Annotated in this window: 21 protein-coding genes and 2 tRNA genes; 10 read left to right on the top strand and 13 right to left on the bottom strand. The window is 64.5% G+C overall.

The window, feature by feature from the left end:
* The first annotated feature begins 173 nt into the window (after nt 1–173).
* The gene (locus ACZ60G_RS22190; protein WP_465811926.1) at nt 174–1,487 is read left to right on the top strand and encodes a cytochrome P450 family protein; all 1,314 of its coding nucleotides are present in this window, start codon (nt 174–176) and stop codon (nt 1,485–1,487) included.
* A gap of 661 nt (nt 1,488–2,148) precedes the next feature.
* Here ACZ60G_RS22190 and ACZ60G_RS22185 read toward each other — a convergent pair.
* The 10 genes from ACZ60G_RS22185 to dnaA form a co-directional block, all read right to left on the bottom strand.
* Nucleotides 2,149–2,221, bottom strand: a tRNA-Ala gene (locus tag ACZ60G_RS22185).
* A gap of 24 nt (nt 2,222–2,245) precedes the next feature.
* Nucleotides 2,246–2,353, bottom strand: coding sequence for a DLW-39 family protein (locus tag ACZ60G_RS22180; RefSeq protein WP_218007666.1), 108 nt, complete (start codon nt 2,351–2,353; stop codon nt 2,246–2,248).
* 29 nt (nt 2,354–2,382) lie between these two features.
* A tRNA-Ile gene (locus tag ACZ60G_RS22175) sits at nt 2,383–2,456 on the bottom strand.
* 135 nt (nt 2,457–2,591) lie between these two features.
* A complete protein-coding gene (locus ACZ60G_RS22170; protein WP_465812148.1) occupies nt 2,592–3,539 on the bottom strand; it encodes a DUF3566 domain-containing protein in 948 nt (315 codons plus the stop codon).
* A 198-nt stretch (nt 3,540–3,737) separates the two neighbouring features.
* Nucleotides 3,738–6,260 carry a DNA gyrase subunit A gene (gene gyrA / locus ACZ60G_RS22165; protein ID WP_465811925.1) on the bottom strand — a complete coding sequence of 841 codons (2,523 nt, stop codon included), beginning with the start codon at nt 6,258–6,260 and terminating at the stop codon, nt 3,738–3,740.
* Between the two features lie 46 nt (nt 6,261–6,306).
* A complete protein-coding gene (gyrB, locus tag ACZ60G_RS22160; protein ID WP_465811924.1) occupies nt 6,307–8,346 on the bottom strand; it encodes a DNA topoisomerase (ATP-hydrolyzing) subunit B in 2,040 nt (679 codons plus the stop codon).
* Between the two features lie 416 nt (nt 8,347–8,762).
* On the bottom strand, nt 8,763–9,323 hold the full coding sequence (locus ACZ60G_RS22155; RefSeq protein WP_465811923.1) for a DUF721 family protein: 561 nt from the start codon (nt 9,321–9,323) through the stop codon (nt 8,763–8,765).
* Between the two features lie 265 nt (nt 9,324–9,588).
* Nucleotides 9,589–10,776: a DNA replication/repair protein RecF gene (recF, locus tag ACZ60G_RS22150; protein WP_465811922.1), complete on the bottom strand. Its 1,188-nt coding sequence runs from the start codon at nt 10,774–10,776 to the stop codon at nt 9,589–9,591.
* 136 nt (nt 10,777–10,912) lie between these two features.
* A complete protein-coding gene (gene dnaN, locus ACZ60G_RS22145) occupies nt 10,913–12,088 on the bottom strand; it encodes a DNA polymerase III subunit beta (protein ID WP_465811921.1) in 1,176 nt (391 codons plus the stop codon).
* An 841-nt stretch (nt 12,089–12,929) separates the two neighbouring features.
* Nucleotides 12,930–14,909 (bottom strand): chromosomal replication initiator protein DnaA, encoded by a 1,980-nt coding sequence (gene dnaA / locus ACZ60G_RS22140; protein WP_465811920.1) that lies wholly within the window; start codon nt 14,907–14,909, stop codon nt 12,930–12,932.
* Nucleotides 14,910–15,528: 619 nt separating this feature from the next.
* Here dnaA and rpmH point away from each other — a divergent pair.
* From rpmH to ACZ60G_RS22095, 9 genes are all read left to right on the top strand, one after another.
* A complete protein-coding gene (rpmH, locus tag ACZ60G_RS22135; RefSeq protein WP_083898281.1) occupies nt 15,529–15,672 on the top strand; it encodes a 50S ribosomal protein L34 in 144 nt (47 codons plus the stop codon).
* A 21-nt stretch (nt 15,673–15,693) separates the two neighbouring features.
* The gene (rnpA, locus tag ACZ60G_RS22130; RefSeq protein WP_465811919.1) at nt 15,694–16,125 is read left to right on the top strand and encodes a ribonuclease P protein component; all 432 of its coding nucleotides are present in this window, start codon (nt 15,694–15,696) and stop codon (nt 16,123–16,125) included.
* The gene (yidD, locus tag ACZ60G_RS22125) at nt 16,122–16,475 is read left to right on the top strand and encodes a membrane protein insertion efficiency factor YidD (RefSeq protein WP_465811918.1); all 354 of its coding nucleotides are present in this window, start codon (nt 16,122–16,124) and stop codon (nt 16,473–16,475) included. The genes rnpA and yidD overlap by 4 nt, the downstream gene beginning before the upstream one ends.
* Before the next feature lie 4 nt (nt 16,476–16,479).
* Nucleotides 16,480–17,577 (top strand): membrane protein insertase YidC, encoded by a 1,098-nt coding sequence (yidC, locus tag ACZ60G_RS22120; protein ID WP_465811917.1) that lies wholly within the window; start codon nt 16,480–16,482, stop codon nt 17,575–17,577.
* 146 nt (nt 17,578–17,723) lie between these two features.
* Nucleotides 17,724–18,242, top strand: a complete 519-nt coding sequence (locus ACZ60G_RS22115) for a Jag family protein (RefSeq protein WP_465812147.1) — start codon at nt 17,724–17,726, stop codon at nt 18,240–18,242.
* A gap of 118 nt (nt 18,243–18,360) precedes the next feature.
* The gene (gene rsmG, locus ACZ60G_RS22110; RefSeq protein ID WP_465811916.1) at nt 18,361–19,089 is read left to right on the top strand and encodes a 16S rRNA (guanine(527)-N(7))-methyltransferase RsmG; all 729 of its coding nucleotides are present in this window, start codon (nt 18,361–18,363) and stop codon (nt 19,087–19,089) included.
* A gap of 616 nt (nt 19,090–19,705) precedes the next feature.
* Complete coding sequence (locus ACZ60G_RS22105) at nt 19,706–20,659, top strand: ParA family protein (RefSeq protein ID WP_245720979.1); 954 nt, start codon at nt 19,706–19,708, stop codon at nt 20,657–20,659.
* Between the two features lie 25 nt (nt 20,660–20,684).
* Entirely contained in the window at nt 20,685–21,713 is a 1,029-nt protein-coding gene (locus ACZ60G_RS22100; protein WP_433523708.1) for a ParB/RepB/Spo0J family partition protein, read from the top strand.
* A gap of 215 nt (nt 21,714–21,928) precedes the next feature.
* Complete coding sequence (locus ACZ60G_RS22095) at nt 21,929–22,660, top strand: GNAT family N-acetyltransferase (RefSeq protein WP_327094816.1); 732 nt, start codon at nt 21,929–21,931, stop codon at nt 22,658–22,660.
* Between the two features lie 104 nt (nt 22,661–22,764).
* Here the strand turns inward: ACZ60G_RS22095 and ACZ60G_RS22090 are convergent, their stop codons facing one another.
* The 3 genes from ACZ60G_RS22090 to trxB all read right to left on the bottom strand — a co-directional run bounded on the left by ACZ60G_RS22090 (nt 22,765) and on the right by trxB (nt 25,481).
* The gene (locus ACZ60G_RS22090; protein WP_387287062.1) at nt 22,765–23,961 is read right to left on the bottom strand and encodes an N-acetylmuramoyl-L-alanine amidase; all 1,197 of its coding nucleotides are present in this window, start codon (nt 23,959–23,961) and stop codon (nt 22,765–22,767) included.
* Nucleotides 23,962–24,134: 173 nt separating this feature from the next.
* The gene (trxA, locus tag ACZ60G_RS22085; protein ID WP_062981517.1) at nt 24,135–24,461 is read right to left on the bottom strand and encodes a thioredoxin; all 327 of its coding nucleotides are present in this window, start codon (nt 24,459–24,461) and stop codon (nt 24,135–24,137) included.
* Nucleotides 24,462–24,494: 33 nt separating this feature from the next.
* On the bottom strand, nt 24,495–25,481 hold the full coding sequence (gene trxB / locus ACZ60G_RS22080) for a thioredoxin-disulfide reductase (RefSeq protein ID WP_465811915.1): 987 nt from the start codon (nt 25,479–25,481) through the stop codon (nt 24,495–24,497).
* Nucleotides 25,482–25,509: the final 28 nt, after the last annotated feature.

Raw genomic sequence — 25,509 nt, 5'->3', positions numbered from 1 at the left:
CAGAGCTTCACGCGTTGGCCGTCCGCCCACTCGGGCACGACGCCCAGCCCCCATGGACGCAGCGACCACCGCATTTTCGCGTCACTCAAAGCTGTTGATGAGCAAGAGATTTCGCTATGTCCAAGGGACGCCGAGGCCGAAACCGTTCGAATCCGGAAAGGATGCATGAAAAAGTGAAACCCGCGGATGAGATCCTCGAGCTGACCGATGAGTTCTATCAACATCCGCATGAGGTCTACGAGGCTTTGCGTAAGCGCGGCCCGATCCATCGCGTCCGCTTGGACGGGGTGCTCGGCTGGATGATCGTCGATCACGATGTGGCGAAACAGGCCTTCGTCGAGCCGACCATCAGCAAGAAGATCGGATCGCCGCGGGGACAAGCGGTCATGGCCGAACACGGCGCCGACGGCCAGTACAACGGCGCCATCAACGACAACATGCTTTTCGCCGACCCGCCGCAGCACACCCGTCTGCGCAGCCTCGTCGCGAAGGCGTTCGCGAGCCGCGCCATCCGGGATCTCGGACCGCGAATCGAGCAGATCGCCGACACCCTGCTCGATGACCTGACCGCCCGCGAATCCGCCGACCTGATCGACAGCTATGCCTTTCCGGTGCCGATCTCGGTGATTTGCGAATTGCTCGGTGTGCCGGACGCGGACAAGGACGAATTCCGAGCCTGGACGGCCATCCTCGTCGACGACTCGGCCGATATCGAGAAACGCACCAGCGCCGGCCTGAGCTTTTTCACCTACCTGACGGACCTGATCGCCGAGCGCAGCGAACACCCCCTCGACGACCTGCTATCGGAACTCATCGTCGCGAAAGACGACGATGACCGACTCGACCAGCAAGAACTCATCTCCATGCTGTTCCTGCTGCTGACCGCCGGCCACGAGACCTCCGTCAACCTGATCGGCAACGCGCTGCTCGAGCTGCTGATCGACCCCCGAGCGGCCGACCGTCTGCGCACCGACCCGAGCAAGATCCCCGACTTCATCGAGGAAACCCTCCGTTACCAGGGCCCGGTCCACTTCGGCACGGCCCGCTACACGACCGCCCCGATCACCTTGGGAAACCAAGACATCGAAGCGGACGAATTCATCATCATCTCCATCGCCGCAGCCAACCGCGACCCGAACCGATTCACCGATCCGAGCCGATTCGACCTCAACCGCAGCGACACCCGGAATATCGCATTCGGCCACGGCATCCACTACTGCATCGGCGGCGCCCTGGCCCGCATGGAAGCAACCATCGCGCTCACCCGCCTACTGGCCCGCATCCCCGCAATGTCACTCGACGTACCGGCCACTGACCTGACGTGGCGCAAGAGCCTCCTCATCCGAGGCCTGACCACCCTCCCCGTCCACCTCTCGACCACCGTCGAGATCGCTACCGAAGCCGTAAAGATTTCCGACACAGCGGACCTGACCGCCCCGTGGACCGAACCCGACAACCTGGGCGAGCCACAGTTTTCAACGGTCTAGCCAGCCCCGGTCGGCCCCGTGGCGGCACCTCTGAAGTGGCCACCTCGCAACCACAACCGACGGGCTGGGCCGGGCACGCGAGCCAGATGTGACCCATCGATAAACGATGCCGCCTCGAACACTGCGGGCAGTGAGAACATTGTGGAGGCTCGATTTCATCGAAGTGGAGGACCTCTTGAACCGTGCCATGCTCAGTGCATTTGCCGCCGGGGCGATTTCGCTCACGATCGGTCTGCCGACGGCGACAGCCGCAACGTCCCCGGACGGGCTTGCGCCGGAATCCACACCGCCCACCCGAACCGAGGTGACAGCTCCTTTCGATCCCATCTGCCCCCTCTGTTTCCTGCGCGAATTGCTCGAAAGCGGCTCCAGTCACCCGTAAACGATCTCGTCGACGTACGGCCGCCAGGGGGCGCACTCCGACAGTCCACCGGTTGCGGCATCTGAAGGGTGAGCGAGGTGCAGGGGCCGAGCGCGGTACTGGGCAAGCGAGCCAAGTGAGAGGTCCCGGAGCTGGGCACGCCGTCTGGAGAGGCGAACCAGAAGTGGGGGGTCCGGGGGCGGAAGCCCCTCCGGGTGGGGTGGTGGGGGCTTCGCCCCCACAAAATACGCGGAACAAACAAAGGCGAGCGCTCCCCGCGAGCACTCGCCTCCCAGTTTGTGGAGCCTAGGGGAATCGAACCCCTAACCCCTGCCTTGCAAAGGCAGTGCTCTGCCAATTGAGCTAAGGCCCCGAATCCCTACTGTCCGAAGACAGTTCAGCGGGTGGTGACTTCGTGCCACAGGTCCGCATCGTCGCGCTTGCGCAGCTTGGTGATTCCGATGAGAACCGCGACCACGACACCGACCGTGAGAAGAATTTTCATGATTCCCACCCTACTGTGATGTTCGGGAGTGGGCCTAGGAGGACTTGAACCTCCGACCTCTTCGTTATCAGCGAAGCGCTCTAACCGCCTGAGCTATAGGCCCTTATTTCCTGCTCGGATTACCCGCCGGAGCTGCTAACCGAACCGAGGCACGAGATTACCTTACCCGCCCGCCGAAGACCAAAACGGCCGGTCACCGCCCTGCGCGAGGACAGTGACCGGCCGCGTGGACACCGTTCTAGTCGGGGTCGGCCAGGGTCACCTGGATGCCGCCGACGAGGTCACAGCACTGGTTGTAGATGAAGACGCCGACGGTCGCCAATGCAGTGAAAAGCACCACATTGATCAGCCCGATGACGCCCGCGTAGCCGAATACCGAACCGGCATCGACCAACCCGACCGAGCCGCTGTCGGAGGAGACCATATCGGTGAAGGTGCTGTTGAGCCGCTCCCACACACCCATGCCCTCGAGCACGATGTAGAGCAGACCGACCGCGAGCATCCACACGAAGAACATGGCCACGCTGATCACCAGCGAGATCTTCAGCGTCGACCACGGGTCGATCCGGCGGATCTGCACCGTGGCCCGCAATGGCTCACCGGACGCGACGGCCGCCGCGACGGCGACCGGAACCGCGGGCGAGACCGGTACGGACTGCGGGCCCGGGGTTTCGACGGGCAGCGGGTGCCGGATGTCGGACAGGTCCGGCATGTCCTTGATCAATTCCGGGCGGGCGATGCTGCGGGTCGGTCCGTCGATGCCGACGGACTTCACCATCGCCGCTTCCTTGCGCGCCGCCTTGGCCGCGAGATCCGCGGTGGTGCGGGCATTGCCGCCACCGAGACCGCCGCCACCACCACCGAGGCCACCGGCACCACCGGTGCCGCCGCCGCTGAGCCCTCCACCGCCGAACCCACCGCCGGTGGAATTCGGGCGACCGGTCACCGGCGACTGTCCGGGGCGATACAGGTTCGACTGCGGCTCCCGCTGCGGCAGCTGCGACCAGCCCTCCTGGAAGGGCGACTGGCCGCCACCGTTCGATGCCGAGCGGTCGCCTGCTTCCGGCGCGGCCGGCTCGCCTGGGTTACCCGGCCGAGCCGCCCGCTGATCGAATGCCTCACGCCCGTCCGCACCCGAGCTCGGCTCCGGCGCCTTGAACGCGACTTCGCCTTGCTGGCTGTGCATTTCGTGCGGCTGGGCCCCTCCCTGCGGGCCACTCGGCTGGCCGTTCTCGGCCGATGCGACCGGCCGGGGGATCGGCCGCGGCGGAATCGGTGACGGTGCGATACGTTCGGTTACACCGTTCGTCTGGTGCCGCTCGTCGTTCGGCTGATTCGTGGTCAATGGGAATCCTTAGATCCGTTCGTTGCCGCCGCTGTGGGGTTACTGCTCAGAGGAACCGGTGTCGCCGTCTCCGCCGACGAGCGAATCAGGATCTGGTTCGTCGGCATTGCGCGCGATAGCAAGCAACGTATCGCCATCGGCGAGGTTCATCAATCGCACGCCCTTGGTCTGTCGTCCAGCCTTACGAACCTGCTTCGCCGCCGTCCGGATAACACCACCGCCGGACGTGATCGCATACAACTCATCCTCGTCGTCGACGATGAGTGCACCGACCAGGGTGCCACGCTTGGTGTCGTATTGGATAGTCAATACACCTTTACCGCCGCGACCCTGCGGGGTGTACTCCTCGATCGCGGTCCGCTTGGCATAACCGCCGGAGGTCGCGACGAGCAGATAGGTTTCGGCGCGAACCACATTGAGCGACAACAGTTCATCGTCGGCATTGAACCGCATGCCCTGCACACCGGAGGTGGCGCGGCCCATCGGACGCAGTGCCTCATCGGTGGCGGAGAAGCGGATCGACTGGCCGCGCGCCGAAACCAGCAGCAGATCGTCATCGGCCGAGCACAGGACGGCGCCGACCAATTCGTCGTCGTCGCGCAGGTTCACCGCGACGATGCCGCCGCTGCGGTTGGAGTCGAAATCGGACAGCTTCGACTTCTTGACCAGGCCGTTCTTGGTGGCGAGTACCAGATAGGGCGCATCTTCGTAGCCCTTGATCTGGATGATCTGGGCGATCTTCTCATCCGGCTGGAAGGCCAGCAGATTCGCGACATGCTGACCGCGCGCGGTCCGGCTGGCCTCGGGCAGTTCGTAGGCCTTGGCCCGGTACACCCGGCCCTTATTGGTGAAGAACAGCAGCCAGTCGTGCGTGGAGCTGATGAAGAAGTGCTTGACGATGTCGTCCTGCTTGAGACCCGCACCCTGCACACCCTTGCCGCCGCGCTTCTGGCTGCGGTACAGGTCGGTCTTGGTGCGCTTGGCGTAACCGGTCTCGGTGACGGTGACGACCACATCCTCGCGGGCGATGAGATCCTCATCGGCCATATCGCCGTCATTGGCCACGATCTTGGTGCGCCGCTCGTCGCCGTACTTCTCGACGATCTCGACCAGCTCGTCGCGCACGATCGCGCGCTGGCGCTCCGGCTTTTCGAGAATGTCCTTCAGGTCGGCGATTTCGGCCTCGATCTTGGCCAACTCGTCGACGATCTTCTGCCGCTCCAGGGCGGACAGCCTGCGCAGCTGCATATCGAGGATGGCGGTGGCCTGGATCTCGTCGATATCCAGCAACTGCATCAGGCCGGTGCGGGCGGTGTCGGTGTTGGCCGAACGCCGGATCAGCGCGATGACCTCGTCCAGCGCGTCCAGCGCCTTGACCAGACCACGCAGGATGTGGGCGCGTTCCTCGGCCTTGCGCAGCAAGTACCTGGTACGCCGGATGATGACTTCCAACTGATGTTCGACGTAGAGCCGGATCATCTGATCCAGTCGCAGCGTGCGCGGCACGCCATCGACGATCGAGAGCATGTTGGCGCCGAAGCTGGTCTGCAGCTGGGTGTGCTTGTAGAGGTTGTTCAGCACCACCTTGGCAACGGCGTCGCGCTTGATGGTGACCACGATCCGCATACCCGCGCGGTCCGAGGACTCGTCGTGGATATCGGAGATGCCCGCGATCTTGCCGTCCTTCACCTGCTCCGCGATGGAGTTGATGAAGTTGTCGGTGTTGACCTGGTACGGCAGCTCGGTGATGACGATCGTGGTGCGGCCGCGGTTGTCCTCTTCGATCTCGACCACACCGCGCATCCGGATCGAGCCACGACCGGTGGTGTAGGCATCCTGGATGCCCTGATTACCGACGATGAGGCCGTAGGTCGGGAAGTCCGGACCCTTGACCCGCTCCATACAGGCCGCCAGCGTCGCCTCTTCGTCGGCGTCGTAGTTCTCCAGCGCCCAGTAGATCGCCTCGGCCAACTCGTTGAGGTTGTGCGGCGGGATATTGGTCGCCATGCCGACCGCGATGCCGTTGCTGCCGTTCATCAACAGGTTGGGCACGCGGCTGGGGAGAACGGTCGGCTCCTGTGAGCGACCGTCGTAGTTCGGCGTGAAATCGACCGTATCGTGGTCGATTTCGCGCAGCAGCTCCATGGCCAGCGGGGTCAGGCGGCATTCGGTGTACCGCATGGCGGCCGCGCCGTCATTGCCGCGGGAGCCGAAGTTGCCCTGACCGTCGACCAGCGGATAGCGCAGCGACCACGGCTGGGCCATGCGGACCAGGGTGTCGTAGATCGACGCGTCACCGTGCGGGTGGTAGTTGCCCATGGTCTCGGCGACCGGGCGGGCGGACTTCACATAGCCGCGGTCGGGCCGGTAACCGTTGTCGTACATCGCGTAGAGCACGCGCCGATGCACCGGCTTGAGGCCGTCGCGGACGTCGGGCAGCGCGCGGCCCACGATGACGCTCATCGCGTAATCGATGTAGCTGCTTTGCATTTCGTTCTGGATATCGACCGGCTCGATCCGGTCACCCGCTCCGCCGTTGGGTGGCAGCGTGGTTTCAGTCATCTAAAAGTCTCCTTTGGCACCGGACGTGGAATACGCGTCACGCCGGTTACACGTCGAGGAAGCGAACGTCCTTGGCATTGCGGGTGATAAAGCTGCGACGTGCCTCGACGTCCTCACCCATCAGGATGGAGAACAGCTCGTCGGCCGCGGCGGCATCGTCCAGGGTGACCTGACGCAGTACCCGCACCGAGGGATCCATGGTGGTCTCCCAGAGCTCCTTGGCGTTCATTTCGCCGAGACCCTTGTAGCGCTGGACACCGTCGTCCTTGTTGATCTTCTTGCCCGCGGCGAGACCCGCCTCGAGCAGGCCGTCGCGCTCGCGATCGGAGTAGGCGAACTCCGGTTCGGAGCGCTGCCACTTGAGCTTGTACAGCGGCGGCTGCGCGAGGTACACGTGCCCGTGCTCGACCAGCGGCCGCATGAAGCGGAACAGCAGCGTCAGCAGCAGGGTCGAGATGTGCTGGCCGTCCACGTCGGCGTCGGCCATCAGCACGATCTTGTGATACCGCAGCTTGGCGATATCGAATTCGTCGTGGATGCCGGTGCCGAAGGCGGTGATGATCGACTGGACCTCGTTGTTCTTGAGGACGCGGTCGATGCGGGCCTTCTCGACATTGATGATCTTGCCGCGCAGCGGCAGGATCGCCTGGTACATCGAGTCGCGGCCGGATTTGGCCGAGCCACCGGCGGAGTCGCCCTCCACGATGTAGATCTCGGACTTGCTCGGATCCTTGGAGCGGCAGTCGGCCAGCTTGCCGGGCAGCCCGCCAAGGTCGGTGGCGCTCTTACGACGCACCAACTCGCGGGCCTTGCGCGCGGCTACGCGGGCCTGTGCCGAGGAGACCGCCTTGTTGACGATGGTCTTCGCATCGGCCGGGTTGGCCTCGAACCAATGCGAGAGGTGCTCGTTACAGGCACGCTGCACGAACGACTTCACCTCGGTGTTGCCGAGCTTGGTCTTGGTCTGGCCCTCGAACTGCGGCTCGCTGACCTTCACACTCACGATGGCGGCCAGGCCCTCCCGGATATCGTCACCGGTGAGGTTGGCATCCTTCTCCTTGAGGAGCTTCTTGTCCTTGGCGTACTTGTTGACCACCGTGGTCAGCGCCGCGCGGAAGCCCTCTTCGTGGGTGCCACCCTCATGGGTGTTGATGGTGTTGGCGAAGGTGTGCACCGACTCCGAGTAGCCGGAGTTCCACTGCATGGCGACCTCGAGCTCGTGCCCGGTGCCCTTGCCGGTGAACCCGACGACCGAATTGTGGATCGGCTGCTTGGTCCGGTTGATGTGCCGGACGAAATCCTCGAGACCGCCGGGGTAGTGATAGGTCCGCGTCTTCACCTTGTGCACGACCGGCGCCTCCGGCGAATCCGGATCGGCATGCTTGGGCGCCTCGGCGGTATCGCTCACCACCTCGTCGATGACGTCGCTCTCGGCCACCCGCTCGTCGGTCAGGGTGATGGTGAGGCCCTTGTTCAGGAATGCCATCTCCTGCAGGCGGCGCGCGACCGTCTCGAAGTTGTAGGTGGTGGTTTCGAAGATATTCGGGTCGGCCCAGAAGCGAATCGTGGTGCCGGTGCGCTTGGTCGAATCGCCCTGCATCAGCTTGCCGGGCTTGGAATCCTTGTATTCCTGCGTCCAGTGGTACCCGTCCACGTCCACATCCGCCTCGAGGCGGCTGGAGAGCGCGTTCACCACGGAGATGCCGACACCGTGCAGACCGCCCGACACCGCATAGGAATCGGAGTCGAACTTGCCGCCGGCGTGCAGCTGGGTCATGACGACCTCGATGGTGGGCACACCCTGGGCGTGCATGGCCACCGGGATACCGCGGCCGTCGTCGATCACCTCGACGCCACCGTCCGCCAGCAGGGTCACATCCACCTGCGTCGCGTATCCGGCCATCGCCTCGTCGACCGAGTTGTCGACGACCTCCCAGATCAGGTGATGCAGACCGCGCTCACCCGTGGAGCCGATGTACATACCGGGCCGCTTGCGAACGGCTTCGAGACCTTCGAGGACGGTGATGGATTCGGCACCGTAATTGCCTGACTTGGGCTTGTTCGAGCCGTCTGCGTTGGAGTCCATGGCAGCCACTGGTCGGTAGCTCTCCTTACTTGCTGATCCCTGGCGCAGCGGTCGGACAGCACGCGTGGGCCCGGTCTGATTCTTGTCGTGAAATACGGGTCCACGCGCGAGCTGTACGGAACGCGCCGAAAGGTTCGCCGCTAGTTACCCCACCATCCTACTGGTAGACCCAAGCCACAATGCACCTACGACACCCCTGACGGCTCCGTGGATGCGAGAAATCGGTCGACCACGGGTCGGCTCCGCCTTCAACCCCTTTGAGTCCATCAGATTCGGCCTGAGAGTTGCCTGTGTGGCGGAGCCGTAATCGGGGCCTGGTGCGCGGGTGGCCGGCGCATAGTTCAGCCTACGTGGCGGACTCGCGCACGACGGCCGCAGCGTTCCACGTGAAACTGATCTTTCCGTCGGACTGTCGCTTATCCGTAGGTGTCCCGTGGACCTCGGCCTTTGATGTGCCGCTCACCCTTGCGCCAGCTCGGTGCCGCCGGACCGGTGATCTTCAACGATGTGACCACGCCCTGTCCCACCGCCGCATTGATCTTCGCCAGGATCTGCCCCTGCAGCATGCGCAGCTGGGTGGCCCACGCCGTGGACTCGGCGGCGATGCTCAGCACGCCGTCCTTCAATGTCATCGGGGTCGCGTGGGAGGCGATGTCCTCGCCGACCACACCGGCCCAGCGGCCGAAGACCATGCCCTCGGCGACCTTGGCCGACCAGCCCCGATTCTTCGCGATCGCGCCCGCCAGGCTCGAAAGCGGTTGCGGGTCACGGTCATCGGGCCGCGCGCCGGACCAGCCGGTGCGACGGCGGGCTCCGGTGCGCAGCCGACGCGGCGATGCCCGGCCCTGCCCCACCGATTTACCGCTCGCCTTGGCGGCAGCCCGCGCCTCCTCCAGCGCACGCCGCGCCAGATCGATACCGCGCAACTCTGGTTCCGGCTCGGATGCGGAAGCATTCGACGCTGCCGGATCGCTCACGACTTCGCCTCGCTGGCGCTCGGCTTCGTCGTGCGCGATTGCGCGCTGTGTTGATGGTTCACTCGCTGACGCTCGCTCACGACTTCGCCTCGCTGGCGCTCGGCTTCGTCGTGCGCGATTGCGCGCTGTGTTGATGGTTCACTCGCTGACGCTCGCTCACGAGGTCCGCCTCTCTCCCCGCCGCCGTTCGCGCGTTGGTTGCCGACGCGTCGCATTGGAATCGGCGCTGATCTTACCGACACGACAGGCATCCGACGGTGCCCGATCAACCGGTGGCGGCGTCGGATTCCCGGTCGGCGATTCGGGAGACGCGGCCGTCCGCACCGCCGTTCGTTTCAACTTGGAGCGGAACCGCGGAAAGTTCCACGGGCACATCCTCGGGGACCGCGGCGGTGATCAGCACCTGTTCGGCACCGGCCGCAACCTCGGCGAGCGCCGTGCGTCGGCGGCGATCGAGTTCGGCGAATACGTCATCGAGCAGCAGTACCGGTTCGGCGCCGGTGGCGCGCAGCAGTTCGAACGCCGCCAGCCGCAGCGCCAGTGCGAACGACCACGACTCACCGTGGCTGGCAAAGCCTTTCGCAGGGGCAGTGCCGAGCATCAGATCCAGATCGTCGCGGTGCGGGCCGACCAGACAAACCCCCCGCTCCAATTCCTTCGGCCGCGCCGCCGCCAGTTCGCGCAGCATATTCGCCTCCAGCGCCTCGACGTCATCGGGCTGCGGTGCGCGCGCCGGAACCAGGAACTCGGGTGGCAGGCTCGCGCTGCGGTAGCCGATTGCGGCGGGGCGTGATTCGGGTGCGATCGACGAGTACGCCTGTGCGAGATAGGGATACAAATCGTGCACCAGGCGCAGTCGCTGTGCGAGCAGCACCGAGGCGTGCGCCGCCAAATGCCCGTCCCATACATCCAGGGTGCTGAGTTCTGCCTTCGAGCGAGCTTGGCGCCCAGCGGATTTCAACAGGGCCGAGCGCTGTCGCAGCACCCGGTCGTAGTCGGCGCGCACGGCGGCCAGCCGCGGCAACCTGGCTGTGCACAACTCGTCGAGGAAGCGCCGCCGCTCACCCGGATCGCCGCGGACCAGGGCAAGGTCCTCCGGTGCGAAGAGCACCGTCTGCAGAATGCCGAGGATTTCTCGCGGCCTGCGCACCGGAGATCGGTTGATCTGCGCCCGATTCGCGGCGCCCTGGTTCAATTCGAGATCAATGCGCAGTTCGCGGCCCGCGTTCACGACGGTCGCGCCGATCCTGGCACGTTCGGTGCCGATACGGATCAGCGGTGCGTCGGCGGCGACCCGATGGGAGCCCAGGGTGGCGAGGTAGCCGACCGCCTCGAGCAGGTTCGTTTTGCCGTTGCCATTGGCCCCCAGAAAAACCGTTCGGCCTGGGGATAATTCGAGCTCGGCGTGCTCCCAGGAGCGGAAGTCGCGCAGTGACAGCGTCCGGATGAACACCCGTCTACTCCGCTCCGGCCGTCGTCATCGCCGTTTTCTGCCGCTGCTGGCGACGAATCGGGCGCAAACCACAACATCTTGTGGTCCATCCACTGTCTGTGGACGAACTGTGGATAAATCGCATCGCCGCCGATGCTCAGCCCGGCAACCGAACCGGCATCAACAGGTAGATGTACGGACTCTCCAGTGCGACGAACGCACCGGACTCCGTCACCTTGAGTTCCTCGTCGCTCGCGGGCAGCAGCACCGCGGGACGGCTCGGCGTGGTGAAGCCGAAGGTGACCCGATCGGCGTGCAGCGCGGAGAGTCCGTCGATGAGGTAGCCCGGATTGAACGCGATTGTCAGTGACTCACCGCGGAATTCGGCCTCCAGCCACTCCTCGGCGCGACCCGCGTCATCGCCACCCGCCGAGAGCAGCAGCCCCTCGTCGGTGAATTCCAGCCGCACTTGTGCACCGCGCTCGGCGACCAGCGCGACGCGCTTGATGGCGTCGGTCAGTGTGGCGACCGGGAGGGTCGCGATCGAGGTGTGCTCCTTGGGGAGCAATTGGCGGAACTTGGGGAATTCCGCATCGAGCAGCCGGGTGGTGGTCCGGCGGCCCGCATTCACGATACCGAGCAGACCGTCCGCACCACTGCCGGTGCCGAGCGAAAGCTGTACGGGAGCATCGGAGGGACCCAGCGTCTTCGCGGCCTCCGACAGTGTCCGGGCCGGAATCAGCACCGAGGTCTCGATATCGGTGCGGGTGGGCTGCCATTCGATGTGCCGGACCGCCAACCGGAATCGGTCGGTGGCCGCGAGCACGACCTGCGGTCCCTCGATCTCGACTCGGATACCGGTGAGCATCGGCAGCGTGTCGTCGCGTCCGGCGGCGACCGCGACCTGGCCGACCGCCTCGGCGAAGACATCGACGCTCAACTCGCCGGTCTGCTGCGGCACCTCGGGCAGCTGGGGATAGTCCTCGACCGGCATGGTCGGCAGCGAGAACTTCGCACTGCCACAGGTGATCAGCACGCGGGTGCCGTCGATGGCGACATCGACGGGCTTATTGGACAGCGCCTTGGTGATATCGGCAAGCAGTCGGCCGGAGACGAGCACCTCGCCGGGTCCGGCGACCTCGGCCGCGACGCGCATCTGCGCGGAGACCTCGTAGTCGAAGCCGGAGACGGTCAGTCCGTCCTCGCCTGCCACGAGCAGTACGCCGCCGAGTACCGGGACCGGAGGCCGCGACGGGAGGCTGCGTGCCACCCATGCAACGGACTCGGCGAAATCCTCTCGGGCGACCCGAAATTTCATACTCGCCAGCTCCATCGCCCGTTCTGTCCTCTCCCGGTTCCGTGATCTCTGTCGGCTTCGTCAGCGTTGATTCTCGAAAGGGGGTGCTGCACCTGCCGCCTTGCAAGTCTGGCATAGGCGACCGACATTGAACCGTACTCGTCCGGACCAGCTGAACCTAGTCCGACCCTCCGGTTGTTCTGTGTAGCGAACACGATCCGTGCTGCGAAATATCGAGCAAGGAGAACAGGTGCGGGTGAATCGCGCGGATGTGTCGCCCCTCTTCTCCTTGCTTGTCTCGGCGAGTGGCTCGGGTGCCGATGCTCACCGATCGACTTTCCACACATCCTGTTTTCAAGAGAGATCTTCTAGAAGAAGAACTGAAGTAGTAGTAGGCACTGTGGAATCTGTGGACTGCGGCCGAATCCGCAGGTCCGGGGGCGTGGTGCGGTGGGGATGACCGCTGGGTGACTCGAGGATGAACGGACGGGGGTTGTGGACGTTGCGGGTTTGTCCCCCATTCATCCTCGAGCGCTCCTCGAGTTGTTCCACCTGATTCACCAGGTTGTTCACACGTGTGCACCGAATCGTGGACAGCTCGAGGAATCCTCGAGGACTCCACATGGACTCCTCGAGGATTCCCCAAGCCGCTGACCGAGCCCGTCGCTGGTCAGAGCCTGTGTGTGGATACGGCTGTGGACTCTGTTGATTCCACACCTGTTAGCAATGGATCCACGATCATCCGCACAGCCTGTGGACGAACCGGTGCACAACTCGGAGTTTCCTCGAGGACTCCACAAGAATTCCTCGAGGACTCCACAGGGCATAAAAAAGCACCGCCCCAGGTCAGGGGCGGTGCTGAGGTGTTAGTGCCCGGTCAGCGCGAACGCTGTTTAATCCGGGCTGTTAGTTCTTGTACTTGGTCGTACACGCGGCGCCGCTCGGTCATCTCCTTGCGCACTTTTTTCTCCGCGTACATGACCGTGGTGTGGTCGCGACCGAAGGCCTGGCCGATCTTGGGTAGCGATAGATCCGTTAGTTCCCGGCACAGATACATGGCGATCTGCCGGGCCTGTGCCAGCGGCCGGGCCTTACCCGGCCCGGTCAGCTCCTCGAGCGTGGTGTTGAAGTATTCGGCGGTGACGGCCATGATCGTCGCCGCGTTGATCTCCAGCGTCGCGGTATCCGGCATGAGATCGCGCAGTACGACCTCGGCCAACGGCAGATCCAGTGGCTGGCCGTTCAGCGAGGCGAAGGCCGTCACCCGGATCAGCGCACCTTCCAGCTCGCGGATATTGCGCTCGACCCGACTGGCGATCAGTTCCAGCACGTCGTGCGGCACGTCGAGCCGATCCATCCGCGCCTTCTTGCGCAGAATCGCGATGCGCGTCTCCAACTCCGGCGGCTGCACATCGGTGATCAGGCCCCATTCGAACCGGGTCCGCAGCCGTTCCTCCAGTGTGGCCAGCTGTTTGGGCGGCCGATCGGAGGACACCACGATCTGCTTGTTGGCGTTGTGCAGGGTGTTGAAGGTGTGGAAGAACTCCTCCTGGATACCTTCTTTGCCCTCGATGAACTGGATGTCGTCGACCAGCAGAATGTCGGTCTCGCGGTAGCGGCGCTTGAATGCCACCTTGCGGTCGTCCCGCAGACTGTTGATGAAGTCGTTGGTGAATTCCTCGGTCGATACGTACTTCACCCGCATGCCGGGGAACAGCCGCTGGGCATAGTGTCCGGCCGCGTGCAGCAGATGGGTCTTGCCGAGACCCGAGGCGCCCCAGACGAACAGCGGGTTGTAGGCGCGCGCGGGCGCCTCCGCGATCGCGACGGCCGCGGCGTGCGCGAAGCGATTGGACGCGCCGATGACGAAGGTCTCGAAGGTGTACTTGGCATTCAGGCTCGCCGAGGAATTCGACGGCGCCGGATTCTCCTGCGACTTGGTGAAGTAGGTCGGCCACGAATTACGGACATTGACGACGGGTTCGTTGTCGTGCGAGTTGTCCGAGATCGGCTCGCGGACCGATTCGTGCGCGGCCGCGATGGCCGGATCGGTGCCCGGCCGGGATTCCCGTGCCGATACCGGCTCCCGCATCGGCGCACGGCTCTGCGCCCGCACCGGTTCCGGTGTCGGCTCCGGATTGAACAGAGACTCCTGGCCGGGCGGCACCGAATCGCGTCGCGGCGGGAGTCCGGATTCGCGGCGAGTCGCGGGCGGCTCATGCCGTTCGCCATTGGTCTGGCTCGGATATTCGCCGCGGCTCGGGTATTCGTCGGTCGGGTACTCCCCCGCCACTTCGTATCCGGGCACCGGCAGGTACTCGGGTGGGCCCGCGTATTCGGGTGCGGCCTCATAGTCGGGTGCCGCCGAGTACTCCGGTCCGGACGAGTATTCGGGCGCCGCCGGGTAATCGTTGGGCTGTGCATAACGCGGCGGGGCGTAGTCGTTGCGTCCGGGATAGTCGGGGGCGGGATAGCCCGCCGGACCGCGACCGCTGTCGCGGCCACGCTCGGGCCGACTCGTCATGCGCGCGTGACGGGGATTATTGCCAGGGCGTTCGGTCGGCTGCGTCGCCGGCGCCGCGATCCGGACGCCGAGGCCCTCGACCTGCGGACCGAGACGACGGCCGAGCGAGCGCAGAATGGGTTCCCGCAGATCGCGTTCGATGGCCTCCTGGGCCAACGACGATGGCACCGAGAGCAATGCGAATCCCTGCGCCACGGTCAGCGGCTTGACCAGTTTGAGCCAGGCCTGCTGTGCCCGGGACACTGGCGGGATGGCACCATCGGCCGAGCCGGTGGTGAGTTCGGCGACCACCTCCGGCCACACGGTGGCCAACACGTTCTGCTCGTCGTCCATGCAGTTTCCTCCCCGGAAGTAGGCGATAGGAGCAGACGGTCGGAGCCTGCGGAGTATCGGCCGTGGCTGAGTCGATGTTGTGATTCCGCGTACGTCCGTAACCGGTTCGGACGCTGCCCGGGTCCCCCATCCGGGCCGCGGCGTGGCACCGTCGGCCCTACGAATATGCCACTCCAGGGGTCTTTCCACACAATTATCCACAGATGTGGAGAACCCTGGGGAAATGTGAAACAAGGTTGCGCTTCGCGGCTATACGGCCTGGACCTGCGATTCTACAGCAATCTTCTGGCTACATACGCTAGCCGGTGCACCGGTCCACGGCTAGGGGTGTGGACGAACTCACGGTTATACCCAGGATGCGTGACTCCGGTGCAGCGTTCCCATGCAGGCCGCATGACCGGTGGGCCGAGTTTGACCCGCACTTTGCCGATCAGTACCCTCGTACAGTCACCCCTTGGTGCGGTGGCGGTCCTGTGCTGACCGTGTCAGGTCATATCGACCTCGTGCGCCAGGACCGACGCGCATCGATGATGACCACCTCGCGATTCATCGCGCAAAGACGTATCACCAACAAGCTTTGGGCGCCGAACGGCGCCCACCTACTCGAGGAGTGTTGACCGTGGCCAAGGGCAAGCGGACGTTCCAGCCGAACAACCGTCGTCGGGCGCGGGTCCACGGCTTCCGTCTCCGGATGCGCACCCGCGCTGGTCGCGCCATCGTTTCCGCGCGACGCGGCAAGGGCCGCAAGTCCCTCACTGCCTGATCCTCGCTCTCGGACGCTCGGGTGTTGCCTGAGCCGTATCGGTTGCATCATCGTGCCGACTTCTCCCGGACGGTGCGCCGCGGCCAGCGAATCGGGAGGCGAGATCTGGTCGTACACGCGCTCGTGCACGGGTATGACGGAACTATGGGCGCGAGTGGACGACGAAGCGATGCGGCTGAGGCCGGATCGTTGGTCCGCGTGGGCGGTCCGCGGTTCGGATTGATTGTCAGCAAGGCGGTGGGCAACGCGGTGATTCGTCACCGCGTCGCCCGCCGCCTGCGTCATATGTGCGGTCAGGTGATCGCCGAGCTGCCCGCAAATACCGACATCGTGATCCGCGCATTGCCCGGCGCCGCCACCGCCGACGCGACGGAGTTGCTCCGCCAGCTGCGTGGCGCGCTGCGCAAGCTCGATATCGTCCGCCCATCGGCTACCGTGGCCGGTGCGGGATGAGTGCACGTTCCACCGTTGCTCGGCTACCCGCGAACACGGTGATCTTCCTGATCGAGCTCTACCGGACGTATGTCTCCCCCATGCGCCTGCCGGTGTGTCGTTTCACCCCGACCTGTAGCGAGTACGCGGTGACCGCGTTACGCACCCGTGGCCTGTTCGTCGGCCTCGGATTGACGGTCGTGCGATTGGCGAAATGCGCACCCTGGCACCCTGGTGGGTGGGATCCCGTTCCGGAGCGAAAAACACGCGAACGGAACGAGTCAGCCGCCGGCCAGCAGGAGTCGGCGCCACACGCTTGTAAAGGATCACCGCGCGCGGTGATCGGCGATACGAACGACGGGAGTGCATAGAGCCGTGCTCGACTTCATTTATTATCCGGTGTCCTGGATCCTCTGGTTCTGGCATCGGGTCTTCGGGTTCGCGTTCGGCGCGGACAACGGACTCACCTGGGCACTGGCGGTGGTGTTCCTGGTATTCACGTTGCGCCTGGTGCTCTACAAGCCGTTCGTCAAGCAGGTGCGCACCACCAAGCAGATGCAGGAGCTGCAGCCCCAGATCAAGGAGCTGCAGAAGAAGTACAAGAACGATCGCCAGAAGATGGCGACCGAGATGCAGAAGCTGCAGAAGGATCACGGCTTCAACCCGTTGATGGGCTGCCTGCCGATCCTGGCGCAGGTGCCGGTCTTCCTTGGGCTGTTCCATGTGCTGCGCTCGTTCAACCGCACCGGCACCGGCATCGGCCAGCTCAGCATGTCGGCCTACGACAATGCGCATACGCCGAACTATGTCTTCAGCGCCACCGACGTCCAGTCCTTCCTGAGCGCCCGTATCTTCGGCGCCCCCATCTCGGCCTACATCACCAGCCCGCCGAGCCAGTTGCAGGCCTTCGCTGATTACGGCGGCGTGCCGACCAAGCTGAGCATCGCGCTGGTCTCCATCCCGCTGATGGTGATCGCCGGTCTGGCGACGCATTTCAACGCGCGCGCCTCGGTTGCCCGGCAGAGTCCGGAGGCCGCGGCCAACCCGCAGTCGGCCATGATGAACAAGCTCGCGCTGTGGGTGTTCCCGCTCGGCGTGCTGGTCGGTGGCCCCTTCCTGCCGATCGCCATCCTGCTCTACTGGGTGTCCAATAACATCTGGACCTACGGACAGCAGCACCTCGTCTTCGGCCGCATGGCGAAGGAAGAGGAAATAAAGAAGCAGCAGAAGCTGGAGCAGCGCGCACAGAACGCGCCGAAGCCTGGTGCCAAACCGGTCAATGTGAAGAAGAAGCAGTCGCCTTCCGACGCGACGCCCGTCGATGCGGATGCCGATACCGCCGTGGATGCGGTTGACGCGCCGCCGTCGACGAACGGCACCGCGAAGTCCCCGACCAAGGCGGGACAGCGGCGCTCGGGCGGGCAGAAGCGACCGGGCAACCGTGGGCGACCCAACCAGAAGCGACGGCGCTGACACATCGCGCGCCTGCGGGATCTCTGAGCAACCCTGTTCGCGTTCTCCGATCGGCGCCGGTCGCCGGTCGCGCGCGATGAGCAGACGAAGGAAATCAAATGACTGTTGAAACCGACGGAGGGGACGCCACTGTGGCGACGACGACGATGGTGAACGGCGAAGCCGAGGCGGGGGCCGAATCCACCGAGGCCGCGAACGATGCCGAGGAAGCTCTTATCGAAGAGGGTGAAATCGCGGGCGACTACCTCGAGCAGTTGCTCGATGTGCTCGACTTCGACGGCGATATCGATCTCGATGTCGAGGGTGATCGCGCCATCGTGAGCATCGACGGCGGCCGGGATCTCTCGAAGCTGGTCGGCCGCAACGGCGAGGTGCTCGACGCACTGCAGGAGTTGACCCGCCTGGCCGTGCAGCAGGCCACCGGCGTGCGCAGTCGGCTCATGCTCGATGTAGCCGGCTGGCGCGCTAAGCGTCGCTCGGAGTTGAGTGCGCTCGGCACCGCCGCCGCGCAGCGAGTGCTGGAATCCGGTAAGCCGGAGCCGCTGACGCCGATGACTCCGTTCGAGCGGAAGATCGTGCACGACGCCGTCGCCGCTGTCGACGGTGTCAGCAGCGAGAGCGAGGGCGTGGAGCCCAATCGGCACGTTGTCGTGGTGCCTGCCTGAATCGCGCGCTGTGATTGGATTAGGGCCTCCGGTCTTCGGACCGGAGGCCCTCTTTATGTCTTGGATGCGCTCCCCTGCCCTGGCCCCATTGCCGCACTATCGACTCGATTTCGGAAGGATGTTTCACGTGGAACGAGATCTCGGTGGCATCACCGCGTTGCCGAATGAGCTGGAGCCCCCGGCCGCGGCCGCGGTGGTTTTCGGAGACCGGCTAGATCTCGCGCGTCGGTACTGCGCCGCCCTCGCCGCCGCCGGTGTCGAGCGCGGACTGATCGGTCCCCGCGAGGTGCCGAGGCTATGGGATCGACACATTCTCAACTGTGCGGTGGTCGGTGAGTTGATGGCGGAGGGCACCACCGTGGTCGATATCGGCAGCGGCGCCGGACTACCCGGAATCCCATTGGCGATCGCGCGTCCGGATCTCCGCATCACCTTGGTCGAGCCGCTGTTGCGTCGCACCATCTTTCTGAGCGAATTCATCGAGGCGGCCGGACTCGATGTGACCGTGGTACGCGGTCGGGCCGAGCAGTCGGGCGTGATGAAGGAAGCGGGCGGCGCGGATGTGGTGACCTCTCGCGCGGTTGCCCCGCTGGCGAAGCTGGCGCAGTGGTCCCTGCCCCTGTTGCGCGACCATGGACGGATGCTCGCACTGAAGGGAGTCAGCGCGGCCGAGGAACTCGAGCGCGACGGTGAGGCTTTGACGAAGGCGGGCGCGGGAAATGCGACCGTTCTGGAATGCGGTGCCGGACTCGTCTCGACCCCCACCCTGGTGATCAGCGCTGAGCGGCTGCCGCGTGCCGAGCGCCCGTCGCGTCGCGCTGGCAGGTCGGCGCGGAAGTCGAAGTAGCAGTTCTCGATTCGCGGCAATGTTTCATGTGAAACAAGGCGTCTGGGCGACGGCAGCGCAGCAGACTTCGACCCGAAACTTCACGTGACGTTTTGAATCCGGTGTCACCGGATGGGGAAATCGATGATCCCCATTGCGCGAGGCTCATTGGACACGAGAGCGACCTGCGTGAGATACCTGCGGCGCGGAGGCATATCCGATGTTTCATGTGAAACAGAACTTCGGTGTAGCTCCGGGAGTTCATGTTTCATGTGAAACGGTGAATCGGATGCGTCAATCTTGTTCGCGGCGATGTGATTCTGTGCAGATTTGCGTGTCCTTTGCGCGATGCCGCGATTCAGCTTTCTAATCGCGCTGAGTGCTGGCAAGCTAGTGAGCGTCGGGCGTGAGCGTTGGTGCCACGGAGGGATGTGGGTTTGTCGCAGCGGCGAGAGCTCCGCTCGTCGATCAAGCGCCGCGGTCCCGATTGAGCATCAAGTTCGATCCGACACAGCTAGTGATGACACGGCGCCGAATTCGGTCGGGCGCACGTGATCTGAGGTTCTCGCGTTAGGAGCTGTCTATGTCGAGCGGTCCGGCGAATGTTTCACGGGAAACAACGTCGCGCGTGCCGGGGATGCTGGACTCCAGCACCTTGGATGCGGAGGCATTCGGAAGCACACCGTTCGGGCACATCTCCCCCAGTGAGACCCCGATAGCGGCCGAAGCCCAACGTGCAAGCCAGATATTGCATCCAGGAAAGGTGACAGTGCCGAAACCGCACGAGCAACGGATCATCACCATCGCCAATCAGAAGGGGGGCGTCGGTAAGACGACAACCGCCGTGAATCTCGCGGCCGCCCTGGCGCATACCGGGATGACGGTTCTCGTGATCGATCTCGATCCCCAGGGCAATGCCAGCACCGCCCTGGGCATCGAACATCACTCGGGTGTCCCGTCGAGCTATGAGCTCCTCATCGGCGAGGTGTCGGTGATGGATGCGATTCAGCAGAGCCCGCACAGCGAGCGTCTGCTGTGCATCCCGGCGACCATTGATCTGGCCGGTGCCGAGATCGAATTGGTTTCCATGGTGGCCAGGGAGGGACGGCTCAAGGCCGCCATCCAGGAGGCCAATATTGCCGGGTACGACATCGATTACGTCATGATCGACTGCCCGCCGTCGCTCGGTCTGCTCACCGTCAACGCAATGGTTGCTGCTAAGGAAGTGCTGATCCCGATCCAGTGCGAGTACTACGCGCTGGAGGGTGTGGGGCAATTGCTCCGGAATATCGGTCTGGTGCAGGCGCACCTGAATCCCGAACTACACGTGTCGACGGTGCTTCTCACGATGTACGACGGTCGGACCAAGCTGGCCGACCAGGTCGCCGAGGAGGTGCGCGGGCACTTCGGCGATGTGGTGCTGAAGTCGGTCATCCCCCGCAGTGTGAAGGTCTCCGAGGCGCCGGGCTACGGCATGACGGTGCTCGATTATGATCCAGGCTCCCGGGGTGCGATGAGTTATCTGGACGCCGGTCGCGAGATGGCCTCCCGGTCGGTGATCCGGCCGGGTGCTGCCGAGCGCGCGCAATGACGAACGAGGAAAGGGTCGGTAGCCGATGACTCAGGCGAAGAAGGGCGGGCTAGGCCGCGGACTTGCCGCGTTGATTCCGACGGGGCCGGCGGCCACACCGGGACTTGGTGCCGCACCCGGACTCGGTAGCGCCGCAGCCAATGTCGTCATCGGCGTCGATCCGATCGGACCGCAACCGGCTTCCGCCTTCCTGCACCGGGTCCCCGACCCCAGCGATGAGCAGCTGTCGGATGGCGGCGCGTCCTATCGCGAAATTCCGCCGGAGCAGATCGAACCGAATCCCAAGCAGCCGCGCCACGTCTTCGAGGAAGAGGCGCTCGCCGAGCTCGTGCACTCCATCAAGGAATTCGGCCTGATGCAGCCCATCGTGGTGCGTCGGCTGGAGCCTGGGGTCGACAAGTATCAGATCGTCATGGGTGAGCGTCGTTGGCGCGCTTGCCAAGAGGCCGGGCTCGCGGCGATTCCGGCCATTGTCCGCGAGACCGCGGACGATGCGATGCTGCGGGATGCCCTCTTGGAGAACATCCATCGGGTGCAGCTGAACCCGCTCGAAGAGGCGGCGGCCTATCAGCAGCTGCTCGAGGAATTCGATGTCACCCATGAGGAATTGGCGACCCGAATCGGTCGATCCCGACCGGTGGTGACGAATATGATTCGCCTGTTGAAACTGCCGATCCCGGTGCAGCGCCGGGTCGCGGCCGGCGTACTGTCCGCCGGGCACGCTCGGGCGCTGCTCGGTCTCGAGGCAGGCGCCGACGCCCAAGAGGTACTCGCCGCCCGCATCGTTGCCGAGGGATTGTCGGTCCGGGCTACCGAGGAAGCTGTCACCCTGGCGAACCGGGATCCGGATACGGCCGCTCCCCCTGCTCCCCGGCGCAAGCCGATTCATATGCCGGGTCTGCAGGATGTGGCCGAGCGGCTGTCGGAATCCTTCGACACTCGCGTCACCGTGAGCCTCGGCAAGCGGAAGGGCAAGATCGTCGTCGAATTCGGTTCGGTCGAAGACCTCGAACGCATCGTAGGCATGATGGAGCAGCAGCAGCTCGGCAAGTGACAGAAGTGGCAAAAATAGCCGTGTGTTTCCGGTAGGCACGTGTTCGGCGTCGAAACGTCACTGTGACGGCGCAGAAAATCGGCCTACGGAGGGGCTCCTTACCAACAGCACAGCGACGTGGAATGAGGCGGGTTCGCTTTGATCGCATATTCTTGCTGGCGAGTGAATGCAGCGTGAGTGTGGATGAATCGGATAGCTGGAGGCTGAGCAGAGCGGTGTCGACCAGCGTCACAGCACTAACCTTGGGTGGACTCGACAGGCTACCCGCCCATGCGCGGCGTTGCGTGTTCTGGGAGATCGATCCGGCCGTGGCCGCGACCTCCCGCGAATTCAGCGATCCGGTCTTCGAGAAGGAGGCCTGGCTGTCCACGGTCATGCTGGAGTGGGGTTCGTGCGGTCAGGTCGCGAACGTGGACGGCAACATAGCGGGATGTGCGCTGTATTCGCCGCCGAGCGCCGTACCGCGTGCCGGCCTGTTCCCCACATCGCCGGTTAGCCCGGATGCGGTCCTGCTGACCACGCTGCGGTCCGAATTCCCGTATCAGGATGCCGACATAGCTCACCGCCTCATGACGGCTGTGGTGGCCGATCTGGTGCGTCGTGGCGTACGCGCATTGGAGGCCTTCGGCATTCGCACCGATCCCCCGGCGACCGCGATGTCGGATCGTTCGCTCGGCTCGATGCGGTTGATGGAGCGGATCGGTTCACCGGTCCGGGATGCGGCCTCGGCCGGTAAGGCGACCGGATGTTCGCCGGAGACCTGCATGATCGAGGCGGACTTCCTGGAGGACGTCGGTTTCGAAGTGGTCGCGCCGCACCACCGCTTCCCCCGGCTGCGCTTGGAACTCGACTCCGATCACGGCTGGAAGGAAGATGTGGAGCGCGCGCTCGATCAGCTGCTCGCCGCCGCCTCCCTGACGGTCCCCTTCCGTGTCGGAGCACCCTGAGATTCCGCATACAGCAACAGTGCGCCCCTGCCGCGATCGGCAGGGGCGCACTCGTATCGGAAGTATTTTGTCGTTCGTAACCTAGTGAGCCAGAAGGTAATTCACTACATCCGGTCGGCTGCGGCCAATTCCTCTGCCAGCAGTTCGGCGAAAGTGTATGTGCCCGTCGGCTGATCGTCCTGGCCGAGCAGATACAGCCGCTTCACCGAGATGAGAATGGCCTCGGCGATCACATCGCGCATCCGCGGGTTCGTGAGTACCGAAGCATCGTATTCGTTTGTGAGATAACCGATATCGACCTGCACCGTCGGCATCTTGGTGAGCCGCAATAGATCCCAGGTGCGAGCGTGAGTTCGACAGTCCTGCAACGAGGTTCGCGCGACCACTTCACGCTGGATGAAGCCGGCGAGCACTTGGCCGATCATCGATACCGAACCGTGCGAATTGCCGAAGTGGAAGCCTGCGACACCATTGGCGGACGGGCTCGGATTGGTCGCACAGCGCAGCGAGATCATCAGATCGGCGTCGAAGGCATTGGAGGTATCCGCGCGCTCGGCGTCGCTCGGATTGGCGCCCCACGGCCGCGACAGGAAGGTTTCCATACCGGTGGCGGCCATTCGGCCCTCCAGCCTGCTGGCCAGATCCCAGAGGATCTCCGACTCGTAGACATCGCCGTATTCGGTCGGCACCGCGAAGCCCTTGTCCGGGCCGCCGAGACCCGGATCGATGACGATCCGCTTCCCGGTCAACTGCGGCCCGGCCCGGTGCACGACCTCTTCCTCGGCGATCCGATGCGGATTGCCGCCGGTGACGCGCGCGCCGAGCAGCTCCAGCGAGCGCAGCGTATCCGGACCACAGATGCCGTCCGCCGCCAAGCCGATCTCCCGCTGGAATGCGGTGAGCGCCTCATGGGTGTGCGGGCCGAAGTAGCCGTCGACGCGATGCACGTAGAAACCGAGATCCTGTAGCCGGCGCTGCAGGGTTGCCACATCGTCGCCGTAGAGCGGCGCCGAAAGCTGGTAGATCAATGTGCGGGCACCGAGGCGATAGGAGGCTTCCTTGAGCGCACGGTAGGTAGCCGGTCCGACGACCCCGTCGACCAGCAGTCCGCGGTGCTGTTGGAAGGCGCGAACCGCCGAGTCGAGCTGGCGATCGAAGGAAGCGTCGGTGTCCATCCAGTACTCTCGCGCATCAGCGTGATCTGTTGCGGCGGAGTGCGTATGCAGAAACCCGAGACTTGCCAGGGTGCTCCGAACCTCGGCGACGGCTGGACCGGTATCGCCGTGACGAAGTCGGTGCATGCGTGAGAGCCCTTTCCTTCCGTCAACCCGGGTACCCACTCATGCGATGGCTCACACCCTCGCACGACCGGAGGTCGGTCGATTGTCTCAGACCCGGACCGGAATACGACAATTCCCGGCGTCCAGGCATCCTACGGCGCGTCGTCGATTGACGGCGTTCTTTGACGAATACGTCAGATGATGCCGTCGAGTTCACGCAGCAGGGCGGCTTTGCCCTTCGCTCCGACGATCTGCTTGACCGGCTTGCCACCGGAGAACAGCATCATAGTTGGCAGCGAGAGGATCTGATAATCGCGGGCGACGCCCGGATTGGCATCCACATCCACCTTGGCCACGGTCAGCTTATCCGCGTGCGTGCCCGCGATCTCCTCCAGCACCGGGGCGACCATCTTGCACGGACCGCACCAGTCGGCCCAGAAGTCGACGAGTACCGGCTTCTCACTGAGCAGCACATCGTCGGCGAAGGACGCGTCGGTCACGGTGACCGTGTTTTCGGACATGGGTATCTCCTTGTAGTGCAAAAAGTGATGAGATCAGTTGGCGGGCACGGCAACTGAGTTGCCGGCGTGATCCAGGGTGTTCGGGGTGATGTCACCCTGTTCGGCCAGCCAGCGCTCGGCGTCGATCGCGGCGCGGCAGCCGGTGCCGGCGGCTGTGACGGCCTGGCGGTAGGTGTGGTCGACCAGATCGCCCGCGGCGAAGACGCCGGGCACCTTGGTAGCGGTCGACGGATGCAGCACCTGCACGTAGCCCTCGTCGTCCAGCTCCACCTGATCCTTGACCAGCTCGCTGCGCGGATCGTGTCCGATCGCCACGAACAGGCCGGTCGCGGCCAGTTCGGAGGTCTCGCCGGTACGGGTATCGCGCAGTGTCAGGCTGGTCACGCTGGTATCGCCGTTGACCGCGGCGACCTCGGCGTTGAGCACGAACTTGATCTTCTCGTTGGCCTTGGCGCGCTCCAGCATGATGCGCGATGCACGGAACTCCTCGCGGCGGTGCACGATGGTCACGGTGCTGGCGAACTTGGTGAGGAAGGTCGCCTCCTCCATCGCGGAGTCGCCGCCGCCGACCACGACGATGTCCTGGCCCTTGAAGAAGAAGCCGTCGCAGGTGGCGCAGGCGCTGACACCGCGGCCGAGCAGCTTCTGCTCACCGGGGACGTTCAAATAGCGGGCGGCCGAGCCCATGGCGAGGATTACGGCGTAGGCCTGAAAGGTCTCATCGCCGACAGTGACCGTCTTGATCGGGCCACTCAGATCGATGGCGTCGACATCCTCGGTCCGGATATCGGCGCCGAACCGCTTGGCCTGTTCGCGCATTTCCTCCATCAGATCCGGGCCCATGATGCCGGCGCGGAAACCGGGGAAGTTTTCGACCTCGGTGGTGGTCATCAATGCGCCGCCGAACTGGGTGCCCTCGAACAGCAGGGGCTGGAGTTCGGCGCGGGCTGCGTAGACGGCGGCGGTATAGCCGGCGGGTCCGGAGCCGACGATGATCAAGTCGCGAACTGCGTTGCTCATGTGACCCTTCCGAGGGAGATTCGTTAGA

Source organism: Nocardia sp. NPDC102475 (assembly GCF_055584605.1).
The sequence above is the reverse complement of the archived record's forward strand: the minus strand, read 5'-3'. Positions and strand labels throughout refer to the sequence as shown.